Genomic DNA, 20,744 nt, shown 5'->3' with positions numbered 1-20,744 from the left:
GAATTGTCAGAACGTATCTTTCTTTGACCTTAACCAGGCAAAACGCTCTTCAGGTTGTTGCAATATTGTTTCTTTGTTTATTTCATTAATTAAATCAATATCTTCCGTTCTCAAAAAAAGATTATTTCGCCGCTCATTTTTCAGAATTACGGGTAGTGTCATTTGTTTTTTTACGCGTAACTCATTAACTTTACGATAATATTCATTTATGAACGAATCGTGCGGGAGAATGCTTAAGGAAAACTTCATGTTTGCTAATGTGTACTCATGTGCGCAACAAATTAATGTATCGTCAGGAAGTTCGTTTATTTTTTTAAGTGATTGATACATTTGAGTTGCTGTACCTTCGAAAAGTCGACCGCAACCGCCAGAAAAGAGCGTGTCACCACAAAATAAGTAAGGATGACTAAAGTAACAGATATGTCCTAAAGTGTGACCAGGAGTAGCAATTACCCTAAATTCATGCCCCAAAACGAGTGCAATATCGCCATCTTCGACTACGTGTGTCGTTCCCTTATCTTGCGTTTCAGCCGGTCCGTATACCACTATTTGTGGGAAATGTTGCAGGAGTTCTTTCACTCCACCCACGTGATCCTGATGATGGTGGGTTAGCAGAATGGCTTCCGGCACCCAGTTATGCTCTGCAATGGCTTTCAAAACAGGAGCCGCTTCACCTGGGTCCACAATCAGACAATGCTGGTCATTATTTGACAGGACCCAGATGTAATTGTCCTGAAATGCAGGAATACTGTTAAGATTCATAGATTACCTCTCAATGCGTAACGGAAGGTTGTGATGAAACCGGCAAGGATCCCTCAAACTGTCGTAGCGCCCGTTAGCTGGGATGATTTGCCCTGGGGCGAACACTATCGTGAGGCGCTGGAGTATCAGCTTAACCCGTGGTTTGCAAAAATGTACGGTTTTCATCTGCTTAAGGTTGGTAATTTAAGCGCAGAAATCGATTCTGAAGCGTGCGCGGTTTCTCATCAGGTAAATGTTTCTTTGCAGGGATCTCCCATGCAGGTGACGGCCGATCCTTTGCATCTTCCCTTTGCCGATAAGTCCGTGGATGTCTGTTTATTGGCCCATACGTTACCGTGGTGCTCCGATCCGCATCGCCTACTGCGTGAAGCCGATCGCGTGTTGATTGATGACGGCTGGTTGATTCTGAGCGGCTTTAACCCGGTAAGCTTGATGGGATTGCGTAAACTGGTGCCCGTATTGCGCAAGACATCGCCCTATAACAGTCGGATGTTTACCCTCATGCGTCAACTGGACTGGCTATCATTACTGAATTTTGAAGTGCTGCACTATAGTCGTTTTCATGTTCTGCCCTGGAACAAGAAGGGCGGGAAAATGTTAAGCGCCCATATTCCCGCGCTGGGCTGTTTACAGCTGGTGGTTGCGCGCAAGCGAACCATTCCGCTTACGCTCAACCCGATGAAACAAAATAAAAGCAAAACGCCTATCCGTCATGCCGTTGGCGCGACCCGGCAATACCGTAAACCGGACGCTTAAGCCTCAGTCTGATACCCAATATCATCCTGAGTCGGGCTCATGGCCGCGGTGCGCGCAAGCTCATCGCAGCGTTCGTTTTCCGGATGGCCCGCATGGCCTTTAACCCATTCCCATTTGATTTGATGCGGCCCCAGCGCGGCATCGAGACGTTTCCACAGATCGACGTTCTTCACCGGTTTTTTATCTGCTGTTTTCCAGCCGCGCTTCTTCCAGTTGTGGATCCACTGCGTAATGCCCTGGCGCACATACTGGCTGTCCGTGCTGAGTATTACTTCACACTGTTCTTTCAGGGCTTCCAGCGCAACGATTGCCGCCATCAGCTCCATGCGATTATTAGTGGTGAGGTTGTAGCCCTCGCTAAAGGTTTTTTCGCGCCCGCGATAGCGTAAAATCGCCCCATAACCACCAGGCCCTGGATTTCCCAGGCAAGAACCATCGGTGAAAATTTCTACCTGTTTAAGCATCTCTGGTAGACTTCCTGTTTTAGCAAATCGAAATCAAACGATAAGTCTGACATAAATGACCGTTATGAGCACTGGAATTACACGACAGATCGTCCTCGATACCGAAACCACCGGTATGAACCAGATTGGCGCCCACTATGAAGGCCACAAGATCATTGAGATCGGTGCGGTTGAAGTGGTGAACCGCCGCCTGACCGGTAATAACTTCCACGTTTACCTGAAGCCGGATCGGCTGGTGGACCCGGAAGCGTTCGGCGTACACGGAATCGCAGACGAATTCCTGCTCGATAAACCTACGTTTGCCGATGTAGCCGACGAGTTTCTCGACTACATTCGCGGCGCGGAGCTGGTCATCCATAACGCATCGTTCGATATCGGCTTTATGGATTACGAATTCGCGAAGCTCAAGCGTGATATTCCGAAGACGAATGAATTTTGCAAAATAACCGATAGCCTGGCGCTGGCGAGGAAAATGTTTCCTGGCAAGCGAAACAGCCTTGATGCGTTATGCTCGCGCTATGAGATAGACAACAGTAAACGAACCCTGCACGGCGCATTGCTCGATGCCCAGATTCTGGCCGACGTTTATCTGATGATGACCGGCGGGCAGACCACGATGGCGTTCTCAATGGAAGGCGACAGCCAGCAGCAGAATGACACGGGGATCCAGCGTATTGTGCGACAGTCCAGCAAACTACGCGTTGTTTTCGCTACTGATGAAGAGTTAGCGGCCCATGAGTCACGCCTTGACCTGGTGCAGAAGAAAGGCGGAAGTTGCCTCTGGCGGGCATAGTTTGTACGTTTACCGTATGAAAATGGCCATTCGGGTGATTTTTGCAGCAAACGATTAAAAACGTGAGAAAAAGCGTTGACGAGGCGCGAGGCAATCCGTAATATTCGCTTCGTTCCCAAGCGGAACACAACGCGGAGTGGTAGTTCAGTTGGTTAGAATACCTGCCTGTCACGCAGGGGGTCGCGGGTTCGAGTCCCGTCCATTCCGCCACTATTCAGAAAGCCTGAATCAGAAATGATTCAGGCTTTCGTCGTTTTAGCCCGCCAAAAATAATAATCTCATTACCATACTTTATCGACCGCGCCCGAGCTTTCGGGTGGGCAACACATCAGGTCATCCTTAACCCGACGCATATCCAGAAGGCGATTAACTCGCGAAGTGATTCATCACGCAGGCGAAGCGGGGTGAGAAGTTATCGCCAATAAGAACCGTTTCCTCATTCAGGTGCTTTAGCATATACAGCTTGTCGGCACGTTCGTAAGCGTCGAAGAAGAGATAGTCGACAGCGTCCGTTGCGTCATCATCGGGGGATTTTTCCCGACCATCGGGAGTGAGCATAAAAACGCCTGCGGTATGGCCGAGTGGACGGGCATAGCGAAAGAACAGTTTTCGGTTAACAGCGAACTCGCCGTCGTCACTTTTGAGTTTCCCCTGGACTGACAATGAAAGGTGTCCGGAGTTGTAGCTGGTTATCAGCATTATTCCGTGGAGTTCCTTTTTTGTATTCTGGATGTCGAGTATCGACGTGAATTCCGAGGAGCAGGAAAAACTGATTTCTTGTTTTTTCGCATTCCCGGCGATAATAAAAAAAGCGATAGCCGCTAGCCCAAAAATGGCAATCACGACTGACCATAGTAAAGGAGAGTGATCGCTTTCCTGCTTCATATCATTCCTCATGATGGCGATACTGGCTGATGCAATGGTAATAGCCGAGGTTTAGCCCGCATTCAGCGGCAAACGACCACTCAACCAGATTATGGTTGCTTGCCCAGGTATTGAGATACAGATCTTTTGGGTACGAACAGTTGGGGTTAATACCCACGGACTTGAAAATATCCAGCGCTTTTTTTTCGGTTATGGTGTCGGTGAGGGCGTTTCCTAATATATGCACACGGCATTGCTCGTAGTCGATAGTTCGCAGGATCGCCGCGTCCGTCATCGCGATTTCATTGGGTATCCATGTTAACCACGCTGTCGCCAGCACGGCGATGCCGGTAATTAACGTTGTTATCGTGACAGGCCACAGGTTTCGTTTCTTTTTCCTGGGCGTCAATGCAACATTGACTATTCTGGTGGGCGCTTGCGATTCCTCCAGTTGCTGAATATTGATACTGGCGTCGCTCATCCGAAATCCTATTCGCGGAATGGTGACGATCAGTTCTGCAGGATGGCCCGTAGACGTTATTGCTTTGCGCAGAAATGAAATGTGCTGATTGAGATTAGCATCCGTCGCTCTGGCGCCATTATGCTGGAAAACATTCCGCAGAATTTCATCGCGCGAGGATATCTCTTTACCATTTTGCAACAGATAGAGCAGTAATTGTGTTGCCACATTATTCAATGTGGCCATTTCACCAGATGCCAGGTCTTTTAGGGTATTTTTATGTGGTCTGAAAACTAAGCCTTCACCAATAATTACGGATTTAATTTTGTTTATTGGTATATGAGAAATCACTGATGTCTCCTTTAAAGCAGGATATCTCGCATTCGAGTGGGGGAAGCAATAGCATAACATAATTCATTTATAAAAAATGATTGCACCATAGATCGCTTTATTAATATTTATATAACAATCTCTTAATATATCTAATAGAATCCTCCAATCTCCTTCCTCTCTTTCACTATCTTATTGTCATTACTCGCTTTTGATGCCCAATTTCATTTTTACAAAACATTCATAAATACATTTTGCCTGTTCTTCTGGCTAAATAAAAAAATAGTTGATAGATAAAAACTCTATAAAAATTATAAATAATAGACATTAACACTGGTATTGGCGTGTTTTTTGGCTATTTTTTAGGTAAACGATCGCTCTAAAGACAGTGTTACAACACGATTCCCTGAGTTTGATTAATACCGGATTTTTGCATTGTGTCATTTTTTCGTCGACTTAATATAAGCCCCGAAACAGCGTAAACAACTGTGGGCGGTATTTCGGATGGAATACCAATGAAGTTCAAAATACAGGGTGGCTTGAGATGGATTGTTTGCAAGGAAATGCACTTCCGCCACCTGCAGATCAGGGTTTCCCTTGCATAAATTGTCTGTGGAAATAGATCGTCGGAATAACCAAAAAACAGATATAAGGTTAAGTAGTAATATGAAAATGAAAAACGTGGCTGTGGCTTGTGCGCTGATGGCGGGAATGACTTTTACTGCATCTTCTGCTTTCGCTGCAAAAAATGTTGAACCGACTAACGGTAAAATTCACTTCACTGGTTCTCTGGTTAATTCCGCATGCGGTCTGGCCCCAGAATCCAGCCCGGTGCAGGTTAATTTTGGTGAGATCCCAACTTCTCAGTTAAAAGACAACCAACGTGCTGGTGTTAAGCATGCCAAAATCGTTCTGCAGGGCTGCGATACAACTGTTGCGAAAACCGCCACAGTAACCTACACCCCGGCAACGATTGATACCGACAACAATGCGCTGGCTGCATTTACCTCGGGTACAGCAAAGGGCGCGGGCATCGGTATGATTGACAGTGGTAATCAGGATGTGAAATGGGGCGAAGCCGCATCTCAGGTCAACATTACCGATGGCGAAACCGACATTGATTTCGTTGCTTATCTGCAGGCCAACAACGCATCCGCAGCCGTAACCCCGGGTGACTTCGAATCTACCGTTAATTTCCAGATCGATTATCAGTAACGATCTGCTGCGGGCGCAATTATGCGCCTGCTTAACCCTTCCTGCGAATAACTGAAAGGAAATGCGGTGATGCCTAGATGGCGTATTTTACTGCTTTTTATCTTCATATCGCCTGCATGGGTTTTGGCTGACACCCATCGTCTTGTCAGTACGCCCGGCAAAATGCGCATGCGGGGAAATATTATTGAGGCTGCCTGTTATGTCGATCCACGCGACCGGTCGCTGCTGGTTGAATTTGATGACCTCTCAGCCAGAGATATTTCCGGAAAACCTGAAAAAGTATCTGCGCATGATTTCAGCATTCATTTGCTGGGATGTTCATTAGGGGATTCTCAACACCCTGGGAATCTGTTCCAACGCGCCAATATTACCTTTTCCGGCGCACCGGATAGTGACAATCCTGATTATCTGAGCGTGCAATCGGAAACTGAAAATTTAGCGATAGAAATATATGACGGCAAAGGCAAGCAAATTCATTTAGGTGAGCCATCACCGGATTATGCGCTTAACCCCGGGAAAAACACGCTCAATTTTACGGCTTATTTGATCTCCCGCGACGGAAGAATGACGTCTGGTGAATTTACTGCAGTCACGCATTTTGTTGTGAATTATCTCTGAGCTGCACAGCAATTCGGGTATCTGAAGGTTTGCGAACGAAAATGATCACGCTGAAAACAGATAAAAAACGTCTGGCGCTTTTAATTGCTCTGGTCTGTGCCTCTTCATGGGCTGAAGCGGATGAGTCTATTGAATTTAATACTGACGTCCTGGATGCCAGTGACAGACAAAATGTCGATTTACAGCGTTTTTCCGAAGGCAACTTTGTGACTCCCGGAGAATATCTGTTGGATGTTCGTATTAACAGCCAGGAGATCCCTCAGCAGTCGATCCGTTATATCGTTGATCCTGCCAACTCGCATAAATCCATGGCGTGCCTGACGCCGCAACAGCTCGAATTACTGGCGCTCAAAGAAGAGGCGCTGACCTATATTCATCCGATTAGCGCGACCTGCTATGACATTTCCCGCCTGCCGGGTGTGGTGCTGAATAATAGCGCAGGCGTACTGGACATTACCGTGCCTCAGGCATGGATGAAATATACCGATCCAGACTGGACGCCGCCGGAGCGCTGGGATAACGGCGTCGCGGGACTGATTTTCGACTACAGCGTTTCGGGCCAGGCCACACATTACGAACAAGGTGGCGATCATTACCGCTCACTGTCTGGTTATGGACAGACGGGCTTTAACCTCGGCGCGTGGCGCTTTCGTGGCCAGTATCAGGCCAATTATGCTTCGGATGAAAATCGTGGGCGTATCGACTGGGATCAGATCTATGCCTATCGCCCGTTACCGATGCAGGCTGCAAAACTGACGGTCGGTGAAATATATCTGAATTCCCAGGTGTTTGATTCAGTCCGATTTACCGGGGCTAACCTCGCCAGCGACGAGCGCATGCTACCACCGAATTTGCAGGGCTACGCGCCCGAAGTGCACGGCATCGCCCGCAGTAATGCGAAGGTCACCGTCAGTCAGCAGGGGCGTGTTATCTATCAAACCACCGTTCCTGCGGGGCCATTTAATATTCAGGATCTACACGGCTCGGTACGCGGCACGCTGGATGTTCGCGTCGAAGAGCAGGATGGCAGCGTACAAACCTTTCAGGTCAATACGGCCGATATCCCTTACCTGACGCGCCCGGGCTATGTTCGTTATAACGCCGCCGTCGGTAAGCCATCGCGTTATAACCACGACGTCCAGGGACCTGCATTTTATAGCGGTGATTTTTCATGGGGGGTCAGCAATGCGTGGTCACTGTACGGTGGCGCGTTACTGACTGGCGATCGCTATAACGCCTGGTCGATGGGGATTGGGCGGGATTTGAGCTGGCTGGGCGCGCTGTCGGCTGATGCGACGCAATCCGTGAGCCGGGTGAAGCATCAGGCTGAACAAAAAGGGATGTCCTTTAAGCTCAGTTATGCCAAAACCTTTGATGAATATAACAGCGCCATCACCTTTGCCGGTTACCGTTTTTCACAGCGTAACTTCCGCACCTTCTCGCAGTTCCTCGACGAGCAGTATGAAAATAACAACAGCGCCGGCAACGAAAAAGAGATGTACACCATCACCGGTAACAAGACCTTTTTTGCTGACGACCCGCAATTAGCGACCACGCTGTACCTGACCTATACCCACCAGAATTACTGGGATCGTGGCTCTCAGGATCGTTACGGGATGTCGATGGGGCACAGCTTTTCGTTCGCAGGCATTCAGGGGATCAGCGCCAACCTTGCCGCTTACCGCTCTGAGTATCAGGGCAAACGGGACGACAGCCTTTCGCTGTCCATTTCGGTGCCATGGAGCGATGGCCGCTCAATGGATTATGAAGTGCAAAACAGCGGCAGCCAGACCAGTCAGATGGTTTCGTATTCCGATAACCGCGACCGTAACAATCCATGGCGACTGCGCGCAGGGGTTTCCGGTGAAGGGCACACCGCGTTTGATGGCTACTACAAGCATCGCAGCATGATGGCGGAACTGGAATCTAACGTCAGCTGGCAGCAATCACGCTATTTCTCCGTTGGCGGCACGATGCGCGGCGGCTTTACCGCAACGCGTCATGGTGCGGCACTACACAACAGCCAGGCGTCGATGAATACCGCCAGGGTGATGGTTGATACCGACGGTGTGGCGAATGTACCGCTGAACGGCGAACAGGCGCACTCAAACCGCTTCGGTATTGCCGTCGTACCGGACGTCGTCAGCTATCACAGCTTTGATACCCGTATCGATGTGGACGCAATGGACGAGGACATTTCCGCGACTAAAGCCATTGTCACCAACACTCTGACGGAAGGCGCGATTGGTTATCAGCGCTTCGCCGTGGCGCAGGGGCAAAAAATGATGGCGCTGCTGCGCCTGAAAGATGGTTCGGTACCGCCGTTTGGTGCCGAAGTGTTTAACGCCAACGGTGTCAGCGTCGCCATGGTGATGGAAAACGGCATGGCCTGGATTGCGGGTGTGAATCCAGCCGAGCGTCTTTCTGTTGCCTGGGGCGGTCGCGCGCAGTGTCACTTACAGGTGCCGCAACAAATCAACCCGGAAGGTAACGTGCTGTTGCCTTGTGAATAATATCAATAACCTGAATGAATTTTGTCATGAAAAATCAAGCATTTTACTCCGTGCAGCGTTGGCTCAAACCCGTGGTCTGCGGTCTGCTTTTTATTGCAGAGATCAACGCCTCATGGGCGGGCATTGCACTTGACCGTACCCGTCTGATTATCACCGGTGATGCGCGATCTGTCAGTGCGAACTTAACCAACACCAGTCCGAGCATTCCGTTTCTAGCTCAGTCGTGGGTGGAAGACGCCAATGGAACAAAAATTACCTCGCCGTTGATGGTTTTACCGCCGCTACAACGGATTAACGGCGGGCAAAAGGGCATTGCGCGTGTGACAAAAACCAGCGGTATTAACGCTCTGCCGCAGGATCGCGAAAGTCTGTTCTACCTGAATGTGCGTGAAATTCCGCCCAAGCCGGATAAGCCGAACGTACTGCAACTGGCGATGCAGTCGCGAATCAAACTGTTCTACCGTCCGACCGCCATCGTGCCGGAAACACCGGGCGCCGTGTGGCAAAACCAACTGGTCTTTCATAAGCAGGGGCAGCGCTGGAGTGTGGATAACCCAACGCCGTACTTCGTTACCTTAATCGGCTTAAGCCGCAAGCCTGAAGCGCAGGGCGGCGACAGGCTGACTGACTTCCCTGGGATTATGGTTTCACCAAAGTCCTCTCTCGATTTCAGCGTGACCGACGGCAGCGTTAGCCAGTTCAGCATGATGTACGTGAACGATTTTGGCGGTCATCCCGAATTGAAATTCAGCTGCACAGGCAATGTGTGTAAAGCATTGCCGATGGAGCAACAGCCCCGGTAACAGGATTCATAAATGAAAAAGATGCTTTGCGCTCTGCTGATGGCGGGCATGGCCTGCTCGGTTCAGGCCACAAGCGGTCGCCAGGATATGAGCAACGTGTCCGGCGAGTATGGCAACGTCCGCTTTCATGGTCGGGTGTTCGTTTCGCCGTGCGTGCTGGATATGGCCTCCCGCGATCAGACTATCGATCTTGGTGATATTTCCGCCAGCCGATTTCGCCAGGGCGGCGATCGCAGCGATCCGGTATTGGTCACGCTATATCTGAATGGCTGTTTAAAGGGCTCCGGTCATACCTTAAGGGATTTCCCCGGGCAGACCAGTGAGATGCCTGAGCTTGCGCACAGCACGGTGGAGCGTGGTGTTTCGATGACGCTAATGGCTGAAGGCGCACCGGAAAACAGCGATTTGGGGCGCATTCGTGGCGATGTTCGCGGCGCGGGCATCCGGCTACTGACTGAACGTAACCAGTTAATCCACCTGAACCAACCGCAACGCATGTGGATCCTCAAACCGGGCGATAACGCCATTCATTTTCTTGCCGCGCTGGAATCTTTTGGGCGAGAGGTGACCGCCGGAGAATTTAACGGTCTGGTCAGACTCAAGCTGGAGTATCTATGAGTGTATTACGTAACACGCTGTTGTGGGTGGTGCTGGCAGGCTGTCCGTTGGCCGGGCAGGCATTTACACAGGGAGAAGGTGAGCCGGAAGGTGGGTCGCCGCATCAGTACGATATTGAACTGAGCTCGCTGGATGTCAGCAAAAACCACGTGGGGGGCAGAACGGAGCCGTTCCCATGGAATCTGGGCGGTTGGTATGTGGTGAATTTCTATTGCGAACAGGCTGACATCTCCCGAGCACCAATTTACTACACCACCACAACCACGATGCCGCCTTCAAATCAGGGGGCGAACCGTTTTCGGCTAAACGAGTATCTGGATGTGGAAGTTCAGGTGTGGGTTGCAGGGGGCTATAAAAAATATGTGCAGGCGCCTTTTACCAACGTTTCAAACCGCAACAGCAACAACAGCTGTAAAAAGCGTAAGGGCTACACGCGAGCGACTAACGTTGAAAGTGGTTCAAAAGGGAAAGTGACGTTTATTGTCACTAAACCCATTATCAATGGCATCAATATCACTTCCCAGTCGCTGGTGGAGGTGGCCGGGCGTATGGGAAGCGCGGGACCTACGCCAACCACGGCGATTTCTCGCGTGGTGATTAAATCCGGGCTGATTACCGTCCCGGACAAATGCACCTTCAACCGGGGAGACAAAATCAGCATTGAGTTTGGCGATCTGCCTGGATCCGCTGCCCGGCTCAACGGCACTAACTACAGCAAGTCGGTCCCTATACATGTGGTCTGTGAAGGCGGGAGCTTCGATCAGGGCGCGCTGAACATTAATCTTGGTATACAAACGACCACGGCGTCAGGCACGGCGGGGTTTAACGGTAATCTCCTTGGCACGCTGAGCGGCGGACAAAAGCGCGACGATCTCGGCATTATGCTTAAAGACGAAAGTGGTGGCACCGTCGTGCCCAATCAATTCTACAACGTGAAGGGGTTTTACCAGAATCAGGGCGACTGGAATCTCACCGCCGCGCCGGTGGCAAAGCCGGGCGTGGGAAGCGTGAAAGAAGGTGAATTTGAAGCCTCTGCCACCGTTGTCGCGCAGTTTCAGTAGGGGGATGTCATGAGATTCTCGGCGTTATTCGCGACCAGTATGTTACTGCTAGGTGGCATGGCGCAGGCCGACACCAAACTGGTCGGCGGCGATATGTATTTTCACGGCACCATCAGAGCCCTGGCCTGCAGCCTTGCACCGGGAGGCGACAAAATCGAGGTCGATTTCAAGCAAATCGCGACACAGGATCTCTATCTCTCGGGGCGCAGTAAGCCGGAAAAATTCAGCATCCAGTTACGCGACTGCAACCCGGAGGTTTTCCGTGGGATCTCGGTTACCTTCAGCGGTCGTGAGGATGCGGAGCTGACCGATCATCTGGCGCTGGATAGCAGTGAACAAGGCGGTGCGTCAGGGATCGGGATTGGGATGAGCGAAGAGGACGGCACGGCAATCCGCCTTGATGAGAGCACGTCAGTCAAAGAGATAACAGAAGGTTCGATGACGCTGAATTTCTTGGCGTGGGTCGCAGCGGAGCCATCGGCGATAAAAAATCAGTCTCTCGAATACGGTCCGTTCAGCGCCAGCGGGACCTGGACGTTGAACTACCAGTAGCATGATGAACGTACTGAATCGCATTGCGCCGCTGCCTGCGCAGAAATTATTGCTCGGTATTAGTCTGTTTTTCTGGTGTGGGGCCATGCATCTCTACTGGCCGAACAACGGCGGCAGCGGTCTGTCGTTGCCGCTTAATATTACGAGCTGGATCTACGCAGTTGTACTGTCTGCAAGCGTATTGATGCTGGTGCCTCGTCAACGCTGGCGCATCACTGTGCCCGCTGCGGGTTTTACAGTCGGGGCGTTTATCCTGACGTTGCTTTGCCTGCTAACGCCTGATGTCTGGCAGGCCGAGGCACTGCTGGTGGCGGGGGCGTTACTGGGCGGTGTGAGCGTCTATCTGGTCACATTACAAATTCCGCTCACGGCAAACACCTTAACGGCACTGCTGGCTCTGCTATGGGGAGCGTGCGTCATTGAATGTCTGGCGTTTGTCTATCAGTACTGGCATTTGCCGGGCGTTGAATACTGGGAGTTTGCCTGGCGGCGCGGTACGCGACCCTACGGGATATTTCAGCAGGTCAACCTGATGGCCAGCTTCACGGCATGCGGTGTGCTGCTGTCAGCGCCGCTCTTTTTACGTCTGCACCGCGGGTATCGAATTGCCATTGGGATAGGCCTGGTAATGATGGGATTTGTGCTGCATGAATCTCAGTCGCAAACCGGCTACCTGTCTCTGGTAGTCGGTGAAGTGCTGCTGCTGGCGGTTTTCCCGGCGCAATGGCGCACGCTACTGCTGCTTCTACTGCCGCTGGCGTTAGGCGTGGCGATAGGGGCCACGGCCCGCCATTTTTTGTCTGTGGTCACGGTCGATCATCTGACGACTTCTCAAGTGCGCTGGACGGTGTTGAAAACGTCGCTGGCATTATTTGCCGAACGCCCGTGGATGGGGTGGGGCGTGGGCAGTTTTGCTGCCGTGTTTCTCGAACGCGCGGGGCCATTGGGGCTGGGCAGCATTTCGCATCCGCACAACGAACTGGTGCTGTGGTTGGTGGAGGGTGGTCTGGTTGGGCTGGCGGGGGCACTCTGTTTTATAGCGGGTGGTTTATGGCTCTGGCTGCACGGTAATTGCTGGCGTCGCGCCAGCCTGGTGGCGGCACTGCCGGTGGTTATTCATATGTTGACGGAATACCCCGTCCGGCAGTCAACGCCACACTGGCTGCTGTTGATCCTGCTGCTTCGATGTGCAGACAGCGCGCGAACGGGAATACGCCTGGCGCTTACGTCAACGTCGCTGATTCGCGCGGCAGGGTTTATCTCGTTACTGACCATCGCGCCATTGCTGCTTCTCACGCTGCACACGCAACAGCAATTGACGCTGGCGGAGAGGCAGTCAACGCAGTGGCATCTTGCCGAACAGCTCCCTGTAGGAGGCTGGCTTCTTACCAGTCGCTATCGGTTTGATGTCCAGATGGGGTATCTGCAACGGTATCAGCGTACCCGGGACGCACGTTGGCTGGAGGCGGTTCGCCGCTGGGCGCCTGACTATGTGCGCGTTCACCCAGACCCTAATGTCTCCTTCACGCAAATCATACTGGCGTTGCAACAGCGCGACCTGGTCGAGGCGCATCGTCTGGCGACGCGCTTTTGCCTGATATACCCAAACGATCGCCGTATCCCGTGGCTGCAGGATGCACGACGTCCTTTTAATAAAATAATGGAATGATATGAACAGTTTCAGCGAACAGGCCCGTTATGTGCCAGAACTTCCCCGCAACGCCGAGCTGCTGCGGATCACCGGGATCCGTTTGCAGCGCATTCATTTTTTTGATGACGCATCGCTGGATGTCTGTGAGGTGTTAAGCCAGGTACGCACACCGCTCCCACTGGATCTGTTTTTCAAGCACCTTTCCATTGCGGCAAAACAGCAGCTTTTTCTATGGCAAATGCAGCGGGTGCTGGCCCTCTCTGGAAGCTATTCGCTGAATTTATCCGTCAGGATGCTGACCAGTCTGTCATGGATCACACGTCTCACAAAGCAGGTGCATCAGGGGAGGATTGTTATTGAAATTCAGGATCCGGGCTCCATGATGCGCCTGGATAAGGCAGAGCAGCAGGCCGTATGCATTGCCGTAAAAACGCTGGTACGTCACGGGTTTCGCGTGTGGCTGGATGATGTTTCGCCTGAGCTATTTTTTGTCTGGCGGCTGTCGGGCATCCGTTTCGATGCCATCAAAATTGAAAGTGGAATGTTTCATCAGTTCAGAACATCGGAGTGGCAGTTGAGGGTTCTGGTCAATCAATTTCGTGGGCTGGGTGAACGGGTTGTCATTGAGGGAGTAGAAACGCCACAGGATTATGCCATTTGCCGTATGAGCGGCGCAGATGCTGTACAGGGCTTTCTGTTTGAGCAGGAAATTTTACCGAAAAGCCTGAATCATTGCTGACTCAGGCTCTGACAATTACTCGCTCAGCGTCTGTGCGATATCTTTTTGCACCTGCTGGCGCTGTTCTGGGGTCAGCACTTTGTTCAGGTCAAAATAGTATTTTACGCGATAATAACGCGCCTGCTGTTCGATGTTGCTGAACGCTGAAAGCTGTTTCTGAACGGCAGCTTCATCCCATTTCCCGGACTTGATGACGTCAATCAACGCGCCGTCTTTAACATCTTTCACCGAAATCTGGCTTACGTTGGTTTCAAGCTGCTGGTGCAGTTTTTTAATCTGCGCCACCTGGTCGTTGGTCAGCTTAAGATGCTGAACGACCGGGTCCTGAGCTGGAGCAGGAACATTGGATACGTTTGCTGCAAGCGTACTAAAAGAAGCGCCCGCTAAGGTAGCCGCCAGCAAAGTCATGCGTAAGAAGTTCTTCATTATTGAAATCCTGATAAGGAAATTATCGACATTGTCTGCCACTCGCTGGTTACGAGTGATTATCCTTTGCAGAATACGATGCCCGCCGCATGTCGCCACGCGAATTTGTTTTGCGGTTGGTTACGGAGTGAAACAATCCCGCCACAAGAAACGTAGTGCAGCGGGAGTGAAGGCGATAGTTATAGCGTGAACGGGTCGGCGTCCTGCCAGGCGGGAAACTTCTCGCGATACTCGCGCAGCGCTGAGAGTGACAGTTCGGCGTCAATGCGTGTGGCCTGATGCGGCTCGGCGGTGGCAATAATCTCACCCTGCGGATTAATCACCCGGCTGTCACCGCGATAATGATGCCCGTTACCGTCTGTGCCCACGCGGTTACATCCTGCTACATAAGCCTGGTTCTCAATCGCCCGTGCGGCAAGCAGAAGCTGCCAGTGCAGCGAACGCGGCGCAGGCCAATTGGCAACATACAACGCCAGGTCGTAATCGTTGCGATTGCGCGACCATACCGGAAAACGCAGGTCATAACAGACCAACGGCAGAATGCGCCAGCCGCGCCATTCAACAATAACGCGCGCGTCACCCGCCTGGTAATGCTGATGCTCATCCGCCATGCGGAACAGATGGCGCTTGTCGTAGAAATGCACATTACCTTCTGGCTCAACCAGAAAAAAGCGGTTTACCGGGCCGCGTTCAGACTGGATAGCAGCGCTGCCCGCGATCAGGGCGTTGGTCTGTTGCGCCTTGACGCGCATCCAGCTTACGACTTCTTCTTGCGGCAACGATTTATTTGCCGCTTCCATGGCAAATCCGCTGGTAAACATCTCGGGCAACACGATGACATCACGTCCGGCGACGGTTTCCAGTTGTCGGTCAAAATGGCGCAGGTTGGCCGGGCCATCCATCCAGATCAAGGGTTGTTGCAGCAGAGTAATTTTCAAACCAGGCACGATCGAGGCTCCTCGTTGAACAACATTTTGACACTGTAGCATGAGCATTAATGAAAATGTGGCAATAAAAAGCCCCGCATTAAGCGGGGCTAAACGTTGTGCGTATATCGTTATGCGGCTTCGACTTTACGCACTTTCTCTGGCAGCTTTACCGGCTGAGTCGCCAGCTCCTCGGGTTCAAAGTCATCCACGTTGATACTGCGCAGGCGGCTCGCTTCGGCTTTCACCAGAATCGCGGCTTCATCTTTATCAATCAGCCCTTTCGCCAGCGCATTGTGCGCCAGTTCGTCGAGACGGGTAAATGGCAGGTTTTTACCCAACTCTTTACAGATCCGCTGGTGGATAGGGTCGGCTGCAATGACATCCAGCAGCGCCTCTTCCAGCAAACCAACCGGGTTATGCTCGCTTGGCGTCAGATATTGACCGCGACCAATACGAGAACGAGTAGCACTTGGAACCTGCAAAATCTTCGCGACTTTATGGTCCAGCTTGTCAGACGGTGCGTCGTAGTGGCGACCGGTCGGGAAGATAACCACGTTCAGCAAGCCCGCGACCAGACGGTTCGGGAAGTTTTTCAGCAGATCGTCCATCGCCTGTTCCGCTTTGTACAACGCATCCTGAACTCCCCAGTGAACCAACGGCAGGTCCGCTTCATTACGGCCTTCATCGTCATAACGTTTCAGTACCGCAGAGGCCAGATACAGCTGACTTAACACATCGCCCAGACGCGCGGAGATACGTTCGCGGCGCTTCAGGCTACCGCCCAGTACGGCCATGGACACATCTGAAAGCAGGGCCAGGTTGGCGCTCAAGCGGTTCAGGTGCTGGTAGTAACGTTTGGTCGCATCGCCGGTTGGCGTGCTGCTGGTTAAGCCACGCGTCAGACCAAGCCAGAAGCTGCGCACTTTGTTACTGCCAACGTGACCGATGTGTTTGAACAGCAGCTTGTCGAACGCATTCACATCGTTACTCTGTGCCGCAGCCATCTCTTCCAGAACATACGGATGGCAGCGAATCGCACCCTGACCGAAGATCATCATGCTACGGGTCAGAATGTTGGCACCTTCAACGGTAATGGCGATTGGCGCACCTTGATAAGCGCGGGCGAGGAAGTTGCTTTCGCCAAGCATAATGCCTTTACCGCCAGTGATATCCATAGCATCGATGATTGACTGCTGCCCGCGGTGGGTACAGTGATATTTCACGATAGCCGACAGCACCGCCGGTTTTTCACCCAGCATAATGCCGTAGGTAATCAGTGATGCCGCAGCGTCCATCACGTATGCGTTACCGGCAATACGTGCCAACGGCTCTTCAATACCTTCCATCTTGCCGATGGAGATTTTGAACTGGCGACGAATGTGCGCATACGCGCCGGTGGCCATTGCGACCGATTTCACGCCGCCCGTCGAGTTAGACGGCAGGGTAATACCACGTCCTACAGACAGACATTCCACCAGCATGCGCCAGCCCTGACCGGCCATTTTCGGACCACCGATGATGTAATCAATCGGTACAAACACATCTTTACCGAGGGTCGGACCGTTCTGGAACGGCACGTTCAGCGGGAAGTGACGACGCCCAATTTGTACACCCGGCGTTGAGGTTGGGATCAGCGCACAGGTTATACCGAGATCTTCTTCACCACCCAGCAGTTTTTCCGGATCAGAGAGTTTAAATGCCAGACCCAGTACCGTGGCGATAGGGGCCAGCGTAATATAACGTTTGTTCCAGGTCAGGCGCATACCCAGCACCTGTTGGCCCTGCCAGTCACCCATACAAACCACGCCGGTATCAGGGATCGCCCCTGCGTCGGAGCCTGCTTCCGGGCTGGTCAGAGCAAAGCATGGGATCTCCTGACCGCGAGCCAGACGCGGCAGGTAATGATTTTTCTGCTCTTCGGTGCCGTAATGTTGCAGCAGTTCGCCTGGGCCTAATGAGTTAGGTACGCCAACGGTGATCGCCAGGATCCCGGAAACGCCGGAGAGTTTCTGCAGAACGCGAGCCTGAGCATATGCTGAGAATTCCAGCCCGCCGTACTCTTTCTTAATGATCATCGCGAAGAAGCGGTGTTCTTTCAGATATGCCCACAGTTCCGGCGGCAGATCCGCGAGTTCGTGAGTGATCTGGAAGTCGTTCGCCATGCGGCACGCTTCTTCCACTGGACCATCAATAAACGCTTGTTCTTCAGCGGTCAGATGCGGTTGAGGATAGTTATGCAGTTTTTTCCAGTCAGGCTTGCCCTGGAACAGGTCACCTTCCCACCAGGTTGTACCGGCATCAATCGCTTCTTTCTCAGTACGCGACATCGGTGGCATGACTTTACGGAAGCCGCGGAACACCAGCGCAGAGATCATGGATTTGCGCATCGGCGTAAAGTTAAACGGCACGAGGATAATGGCCAGAGGAACCAGCAGCCAGACTGACCACAGGCCAGCCACGCCAAGCGCAGCCGTCCAGGCGAGCAAAATTAAACTGCTGAGGAATAAGCTCACGCGGTGATAAAACAGAACGCTGAGCAGAACAACCGTAGCGATAATACTCAAAATCATCATAACGAAAAGCTCCCTTGCTTGTAGGAGGTCTGACCACTTGTGATGATATGTTTGTAGTGGATGTAAATTCTTTTAGCAATGTGTTTACAAAATAATTACAACAAAGCTCACATTGTTGCTGTTTTAACCGGCACAAAAAATCAAAAGCGACAGCCATTCCTGTGGCTTGGACTTCTCGCTGGTAGCGCTATCCGGTACACTGCGTCTTGTCATTTACATTCATGCTGAAGGATATCCTCATGTACCAGGATCTTATTCGTAACGAACTGAGCGAAGCGGCGGAAACGCTGGCTAATTTTCTTAAAGATGACGCCAATATTCACGCCATTCAGCGCGCGGCGGTTCTGTTGGCAGACAGCTTTAAAGCGGGCGGTAAGGTGCTTTCTTGCGGTAACGGCGGTTCCCATTGTGACGCGATGCACTTTGCCGAAGAGCTGACCGGACGCTATCGTGAAAACCGTCCTGGTTATCCGGCGATCGCTATCTCTGACGTCAGCCATATCTCCTGCGTCAGCAACGATTTCGGTTACGATTATGTGTTCTCTCGCTACGTAGAAGCCGTGGGTCGTGAAGGTGATGTCCTGTTAGGTATCTCGACTTCGGGTAATTCCGGTAACGTAATTAAAGCGATTTCCGCAGCGCGTGAGAAAGGGATGAAAGTGATCACCCTGACCGGTAAAGATGGCGGAAAAATGGCGGGCAGCGCGGATATCGAAATTCGCGTGCCGCACTTTGGCTACGCTGACCGTATTCAGGAAATTCATATCAAAGTGATCCATATCCTGATCCAGCTGATCGAAAAAGAGATGGTTAAACCATAAGAAGACGATTGCCGGATGGTGGCTAAAGCCTTATCCGGCCTACATGAGCGCCACGTAGGCCTGATAAGCGCAGCGCCATCAGGCAGTTCACGGTTTTAAGGTAGGTGATGTATGTGCGAACTGCTCGGGATGAGCGCCAATGTGCCAACCGATATCTGCTTTAGCTTCACCGGGCTGGTTCAGCGCGGCGGAGGGACTGGGCCGCACAAAGACGGCTGGGGTATTACGTTTTATGAAGGTAAGGGCTGCCGTACATTTAAAGATCCGCAACCCAGCTTTAATTCGCCTATCGCCAAACTGGTACAAGACTACCCCATCAAATCCTGTTCCGTGATTGCCCATATTCGTCAGGCGAACCGTGGCGAAGTGGCGTTGGAAAATACCCATCCCTTTACCCGCGAATTGTGGGGACGCAACTGGACCTATGCTCATAATGGACAGCTCAGTGGCTATAAATCGCTGGAAACCGGAAATTTCCGCCCGGTCGGGGAAACCGACAGCGAAAAAGCTTTCTGCTGGCTGCTCCACAAGCTGACGGAGCGTTATCCGCGCACGCCGGGCAATATGACGGCAGTGTTTAAATATATCGCAATGCTGGCAGGACAGCTGCGGGAGAAGGGCGTCTTCAACATGCTGTTGTCTGACGGACGCTATGTGATGGCCTTTTGTTCGACCAACCTGTTTTGGATCACGCGTCGTGCGCCGTTTGGCGTGGCGACATTGCTGGATCAGGATGTGGAAATCGATTTTAGTTCAGAGACCACACCCAATGATGTGGTCACCGTGATTGCCACTCAACCGTTAACCGGCAATGAAACCTGGCAAAAGATTATGCCAGGCGAGTGGGCATTATTTTGTCTCGGGGAGCGTGTAGTTTGATGCCAGTTGCGGCTGAACCACTTCGTGACTCAACGGCTTGCTGACGACGTAACGACCATTGACGACAGAAACGGTCGGTGGTTTACGTGTTTGTTCAAAGTAATCGTATCCCGGCTTTAACTGGGCCCAGAAATCTTTGTAATACGAGAACTTATGGCGTTGCATGTTGGCATCGGTCATGCGGAACGGGTAAATGCTAACCTGTACGCTGGACTGCCCGAACACCAGAGCACCGGTCACAAACTGGAAAATCTCATCAATGCCGTTGTCGGTCATTGCGTAGCAGCCGACGGAAACACAGGCACCGTGGATCATCAGGTACTTACCTTCATAACCGTGTGCGCGGTCATAGGCATTAGGGAAACCAATGTTAATCGCTTTATAGAAGCGACTATCTGGTTTCAGCTGTCCACGCTGAACGCTGTAAAACCCTTCCGGACTTTTGAAATCACCCTGACGCTGCTTCGGACCTAAGCCACCGGAATAATTACAGATCTTATAACTGTCGAGCAATTGATACTGTTCGCCCATCTTGACGTACAGATCCAAGGTTCGCTCTTCTTTGAAGATCTGGATATAAACGGGGGAGCCCATTAATTGCTGCTTATATTCTTTGCTGACAGGCGTAGTCGGGCTGCTGCTGCTCAGCAAACCGGCAAATGAAACGCACGGCAATAAAAGCATCGCAAGAAAAAATGCGATTTTACGCATACTGCTTATTCCTTGATAAAACGATCACACACGCCAGGACGGCAAAAAGAATCCCCAAATCGGATAAATCTGGATCTGGAGCGCTCACATTAGCACCAAGAGAGTTTTTCGCAAGTCTCTCGTGCGGCGTTTACACTTTAGTTTTTCTTTATACGGAAAATTGCGCTTAAAGGCAGTCAGACACTGGCGTATTTTGCTGGTTACTG

General features: G+C 51.6%; 21 protein-coding genes and 1 tRNA gene. 14 read left to right on the top strand and 8 right to left on the bottom strand.

What is annotated here, in order from left to right:
* Positions 1-6 precede the first annotated feature (6 nt).
* Positions 7-762, bottom strand: a complete 756-nt coding sequence (gene gloB, locus OGY08_RS22510) for a hydroxyacylglutathione hydrolase (RefSeq protein ID WP_286566626.1) — start codon at positions 760-762, stop codon at positions 7-9.
* Positions 763-795: 33 nt separating this feature from the next.
* On the opposite strand from gloB, the gene OGY08_RS22505 reads away from it, so the two are divergent.
* Positions 796-1,518, top strand: a complete 723-nt coding sequence (locus OGY08_RS22505; protein ID WP_079935334.1) for a class I SAM-dependent methyltransferase — start codon at positions 796-798, stop codon at positions 1,516-1,518.
* Here OGY08_RS22505 and rnhA read toward each other — a convergent pair.
* Entirely contained in the window at positions 1,515-1,982 is a 468-nt protein-coding gene (gene rnhA, locus OGY08_RS22500) for a ribonuclease HI (RefSeq protein ID WP_003838896.1), read from the bottom strand. The genes OGY08_RS22505 and rnhA overlap by 4 nt on opposite strands.
* Before the next feature lie 64 nt (positions 1,983-2,046).
* On the opposite strand from rnhA, the gene dnaQ reads away from it, so the two are divergent.
* Positions 2,047-2,775 carry a DNA polymerase III subunit epsilon gene (dnaQ, locus tag OGY08_RS22495; RefSeq protein ID WP_095533177.1) on the top strand — a complete coding sequence of 243 codons (729 nt, stop codon included), beginning with the start codon at positions 2,047-2,049 and terminating at the stop codon, positions 2,773-2,775.
* A 133-nt stretch (positions 2,776-2,908) separates the two neighbouring features.
* A tRNA-Asp gene (locus OGY08_RS22490) sits at positions 2,909-2,985 on the top strand.
* 156 nt (positions 2,986-3,141) lie between these two features.
* Here the strand turns inward: OGY08_RS22490 and OGY08_RS22485 are convergent.
* Both OGY08_RS22485 and OGY08_RS22480 read right to left on the bottom strand, forming a co-directional pair.
* The gene (locus tag OGY08_RS22485) at positions 3,142-3,660 is read right to left on the bottom strand and encodes a FidL-like protein (RefSeq protein ID WP_003830806.1); all 519 of its coding nucleotides are present in this window, start codon (positions 3,658-3,660) and stop codon (positions 3,142-3,144) included.
* 1 nt (position 3,661) lies between these two features.
* Positions 3,662-4,345: a winged helix-turn-helix domain-containing protein gene (locus tag OGY08_RS22480; RefSeq protein ID WP_008783775.1), complete on the bottom strand. Its 684-nt coding sequence runs from the start codon at positions 4,343-4,345 to the stop codon at positions 3,662-3,664.
* Positions 4,346-5,095: 750 nt separating this feature from the next.
* Between OGY08_RS22480 and OGY08_RS22475 the strand changes: the two genes are divergently transcribed.
* The 9 genes from OGY08_RS22475 (at position 5,096) to OGY08_RS22435 (ending at position 14,199) form a co-directional block, all read left to right on the top strand.
* Complete coding sequence (locus OGY08_RS22475; RefSeq protein WP_003830808.1) at positions 5,096-5,644, top strand: fimbrial protein; 549 nt, start codon at positions 5,096-5,098, stop codon at positions 5,642-5,644.
* A 69-nt stretch (positions 5,645-5,713) separates the two neighbouring features.
* Positions 5,714-6,262, top strand: a complete 549-nt coding sequence (locus tag OGY08_RS22470) for a fimbrial protein (protein ID WP_125363543.1) — start codon at positions 5,714-5,716, stop codon at positions 6,260-6,262.
* A gap of 41 nt (positions 6,263-6,303) precedes the next feature.
* Entirely contained in the window at positions 6,304-8,775 is a 2,472-nt protein-coding gene (locus OGY08_RS22465; RefSeq protein WP_048214876.1) for a fimbria/pilus outer membrane usher protein, read from the top strand.
* Positions 8,776-8,801: 26 nt separating this feature from the next.
* Positions 8,802-9,578 carry a fimbrial biogenesis chaperone gene (locus OGY08_RS22460; RefSeq protein ID WP_103015302.1) on the top strand — a complete coding sequence of 259 codons (777 nt, stop codon included), beginning with the start codon at positions 8,802-8,804 and terminating at the stop codon, positions 9,576-9,578.
* A gap of 12 nt (positions 9,579-9,590) precedes the next feature.
* Positions 9,591-10,196, top strand: a complete 606-nt coding sequence (locus OGY08_RS22455) for a fimbrial protein (protein ID WP_048214874.1) — start codon at positions 9,591-9,593, stop codon at positions 10,194-10,196.
* Positions 10,193-11,257 (top strand): fimbrial protein, encoded by a 1,065-nt coding sequence (locus tag OGY08_RS22450; protein WP_125363544.1) that lies wholly within the window; start codon positions 10,193-10,195, stop codon positions 11,255-11,257. Before OGY08_RS22455 ends, OGY08_RS22450 begins: the two co-directional genes overlap by 4 nt.
* Positions 11,258-11,266: 9 nt before the next feature.
* Entirely contained in the window at positions 11,267-11,809 is a 543-nt protein-coding gene (locus tag OGY08_RS22445; protein WP_003830815.1) for a fimbrial protein, read from the top strand.
* Between the two features lies 1 nt (position 11,810).
* A complete protein-coding gene (locus tag OGY08_RS22440) occupies positions 11,811-13,478 on the top strand; it encodes an O-antigen ligase family protein (RefSeq protein WP_125363545.1) in 1,668 nt (555 codons plus the stop codon).
* Position 13,479: 1 nt separating this feature from the next.
* The gene (locus OGY08_RS22435; RefSeq protein WP_167820214.1) at positions 13,480-14,199 is read left to right on the top strand and encodes an EAL domain-containing protein; all 720 of its coding nucleotides are present in this window, start codon (positions 13,480-13,482) and stop codon (positions 14,197-14,199) included.
* A 15-nt stretch (positions 14,200-14,214) separates the two neighbouring features.
* On the opposite strand, the gene OGY08_RS22430 is transcribed toward OGY08_RS22435, so the two are convergent.
* From OGY08_RS22430 to fadE, 3 genes are all read right to left on the bottom strand, one after another.
* Complete coding sequence (locus OGY08_RS22430) at positions 14,215-14,625, bottom strand: Spy/CpxP family protein refolding chaperone (protein WP_003830819.1); 411 nt, start codon at positions 14,623-14,625, stop codon at positions 14,215-14,217.
* Positions 14,626-14,804: 179 nt separating this feature from the next.
* Positions 14,805-15,572: an amidohydrolase gene (locus OGY08_RS22425; RefSeq protein ID WP_032942424.1), complete on the bottom strand. Its 768-nt coding sequence runs from the start codon at positions 15,570-15,572 to the stop codon at positions 14,805-14,807.
* A gap of 110 nt (positions 15,573-15,682) precedes the next feature.
* Positions 15,683-18,127 carry an acyl-CoA dehydrogenase FadE gene (fadE, locus tag OGY08_RS22420; protein WP_286566620.1) on the bottom strand — a complete coding sequence of 815 codons (2,445 nt, stop codon included), beginning with the start codon at positions 18,125-18,127 and terminating at the stop codon, positions 15,683-15,685.
* Positions 18,128-18,366: 239 nt separating this feature from the next.
* On the opposite strand from fadE, the gene lpcA reads away from it, so the two are divergent.
* Together lpcA and OGY08_RS22410 are read left to right on the top strand one after the other, a co-directional pair.
* Positions 18,367-18,948 (top strand): D-sedoheptulose 7-phosphate isomerase, encoded by a 582-nt coding sequence (gene lpcA / locus OGY08_RS22415; protein ID WP_125363547.1) that lies wholly within the window; start codon positions 18,367-18,369, stop codon positions 18,946-18,948.
* Between the two features lie 111 nt (positions 18,949-19,059).
* On the top strand, positions 19,060-19,827 hold the full coding sequence (locus OGY08_RS22410; RefSeq protein WP_125363548.1) for a class II glutamine amidotransferase: 768 nt from the start codon (positions 19,060-19,062) through the stop codon (positions 19,825-19,827).
* Here the strand turns inward: OGY08_RS22410 and dpaA are convergent.
* Positions 19,798-20,538, bottom strand: coding sequence for a peptidoglycan meso-diaminopimelic acid protein amidase (gene dpaA, locus OGY08_RS22405; protein WP_008783787.1), 741 nt, complete (start codon positions 20,536-20,538; stop codon positions 19,798-19,800). The genes OGY08_RS22410 and dpaA overlap by 30 nt on opposite strands.
* Positions 20,539-20,744 lie beyond the last annotated feature (206 nt).

The organism is Citrobacter sp. Cpo069, from assembly GCF_030332785.1.
GTDB classification, from domain to species: Bacteria; Pseudomonadota; Gammaproteobacteria; order Enterobacterales; family Enterobacteriaceae; genus Citrobacter; species Citrobacter portucalensis.
Note: the sequence above shows the minus strand (reverse complement) of the source record. Positions and strands in the feature narration are given on the sequence as shown.

What these genes read in the sequence shown, in the direction of transcription:
- gloB (WP_286566626.1), bottom strand. Translation starts at nt 762, where the DNA reads ATGAATCTTAACAGTATTCCTGCATTTCAGGACAATTACATCTGGGTC.
- OGY08_RS22430 (WP_003830819.1), bottom strand. Translation starts at nt 14,625, where the DNA reads ATGAAGAACTTCTTACGCATGACTTTGCTGGCGGCTACCTTAGCGGGC.
- OGY08_RS22440 (WP_125363545.1), top strand. Translation starts at nt 11,811, where the DNA reads ATGATGAACGTACTGAATCGCATTGCGCCGCTGCCTGCGCAGAAATTA.
- fadE (WP_286566620.1), bottom strand. Translation starts at nt 18,127, where the DNA reads ATGATGATTTTGAGTATTATCGCTACGGTTGTTCTGCTCAGCGTTCTG.
- OGY08_RS22485 (WP_003830806.1), bottom strand. Translation starts at nt 3,660, where the DNA reads ATGAAGCAGGAAAGCGATCACTCTCCTTTACTATGGTCAGTCGTGATT.
- rnhA (WP_003838896.1), bottom strand. Translation starts at nt 1,982, where the DNA reads ATGCTTAAACAGGTAGAAATTTTCACCGATGGTTCTTGCCTGGGAAAT.
- OGY08_RS22410 (WP_125363548.1), top strand. Translation starts at nt 19,060, where the DNA reads ATGTGCGAACTGCTCGGGATGAGCGCCAATGTGCCAACCGATATCTGC.
- OGY08_RS22435 (WP_167820214.1), top strand. Translation starts at nt 13,480, where the DNA reads ATGAACAGTTTCAGCGAACAGGCCCGTTATGTGCCAGAACTTCCCCGC.
- OGY08_RS22455 (WP_048214874.1), top strand. Translation starts at nt 9,591, where the DNA reads ATGAAAAAGATGCTTTGCGCTCTGCTGATGGCGGGCATGGCCTGCTCG.
- lpcA (WP_125363547.1), top strand. Translation starts at nt 18,367, where the DNA reads ATGTACCAGGATCTTATTCGTAACGAACTGAGCGAAGCGGCGGAAACG.
- OGY08_RS22465 (WP_048214876.1), top strand. Translation starts at nt 6,304, where the DNA reads ATGATCACGCTGAAAACAGATAAAAAACGTCTGGCGCTTTTAATTGCT.
- OGY08_RS22480 (WP_008783775.1), bottom strand. Translation starts at nt 4,345, where the DNA reads ATGGCCACATTGAATAATGTGGCAACACAATTACTGCTCTATCTGTTG.
- dpaA (WP_008783787.1), bottom strand. Translation starts at nt 20,538, where the DNA reads ATGCGTAAAATCGCATTTTTTCTTGCGATGCTTTTATTGCCGTGCGTT.
- OGY08_RS22445 (WP_003830815.1), top strand. Translation starts at nt 11,267, where the DNA reads ATGAGATTCTCGGCGTTATTCGCGACCAGTATGTTACTGCTAGGTGGC.
- OGY08_RS22460 (WP_103015302.1), top strand. Translation starts at nt 8,802, where the DNA reads ATGAAAAATCAAGCATTTTACTCCGTGCAGCGTTGGCTCAAACCCGTG.
- OGY08_RS22475 (WP_003830808.1), top strand. Translation starts at nt 5,096, where the DNA reads ATGAAAATGAAAAACGTGGCTGTGGCTTGTGCGCTGATGGCGGGAATG.
- OGY08_RS22450 (WP_125363544.1), top strand. Translation starts at nt 10,193, where the DNA reads ATGAGTGTATTACGTAACACGCTGTTGTGGGTGGTGCTGGCAGGCTGT.
- dnaQ (WP_095533177.1), top strand. Translation starts at nt 2,047, where the DNA reads ATGAGCACTGGAATTACACGACAGATCGTCCTCGATACCGAAACCACC.
- OGY08_RS22470 (WP_125363543.1), top strand. Translation starts at nt 5,714, where the DNA reads ATGCCTAGATGGCGTATTTTACTGCTTTTTATCTTCATATCGCCTGCA.
- OGY08_RS22505 (WP_079935334.1), top strand. Translation starts at nt 796, where the DNA reads ATGAAACCGGCAAGGATCCCTCAAACTGTCGTAGCGCCCGTTAGCTGG.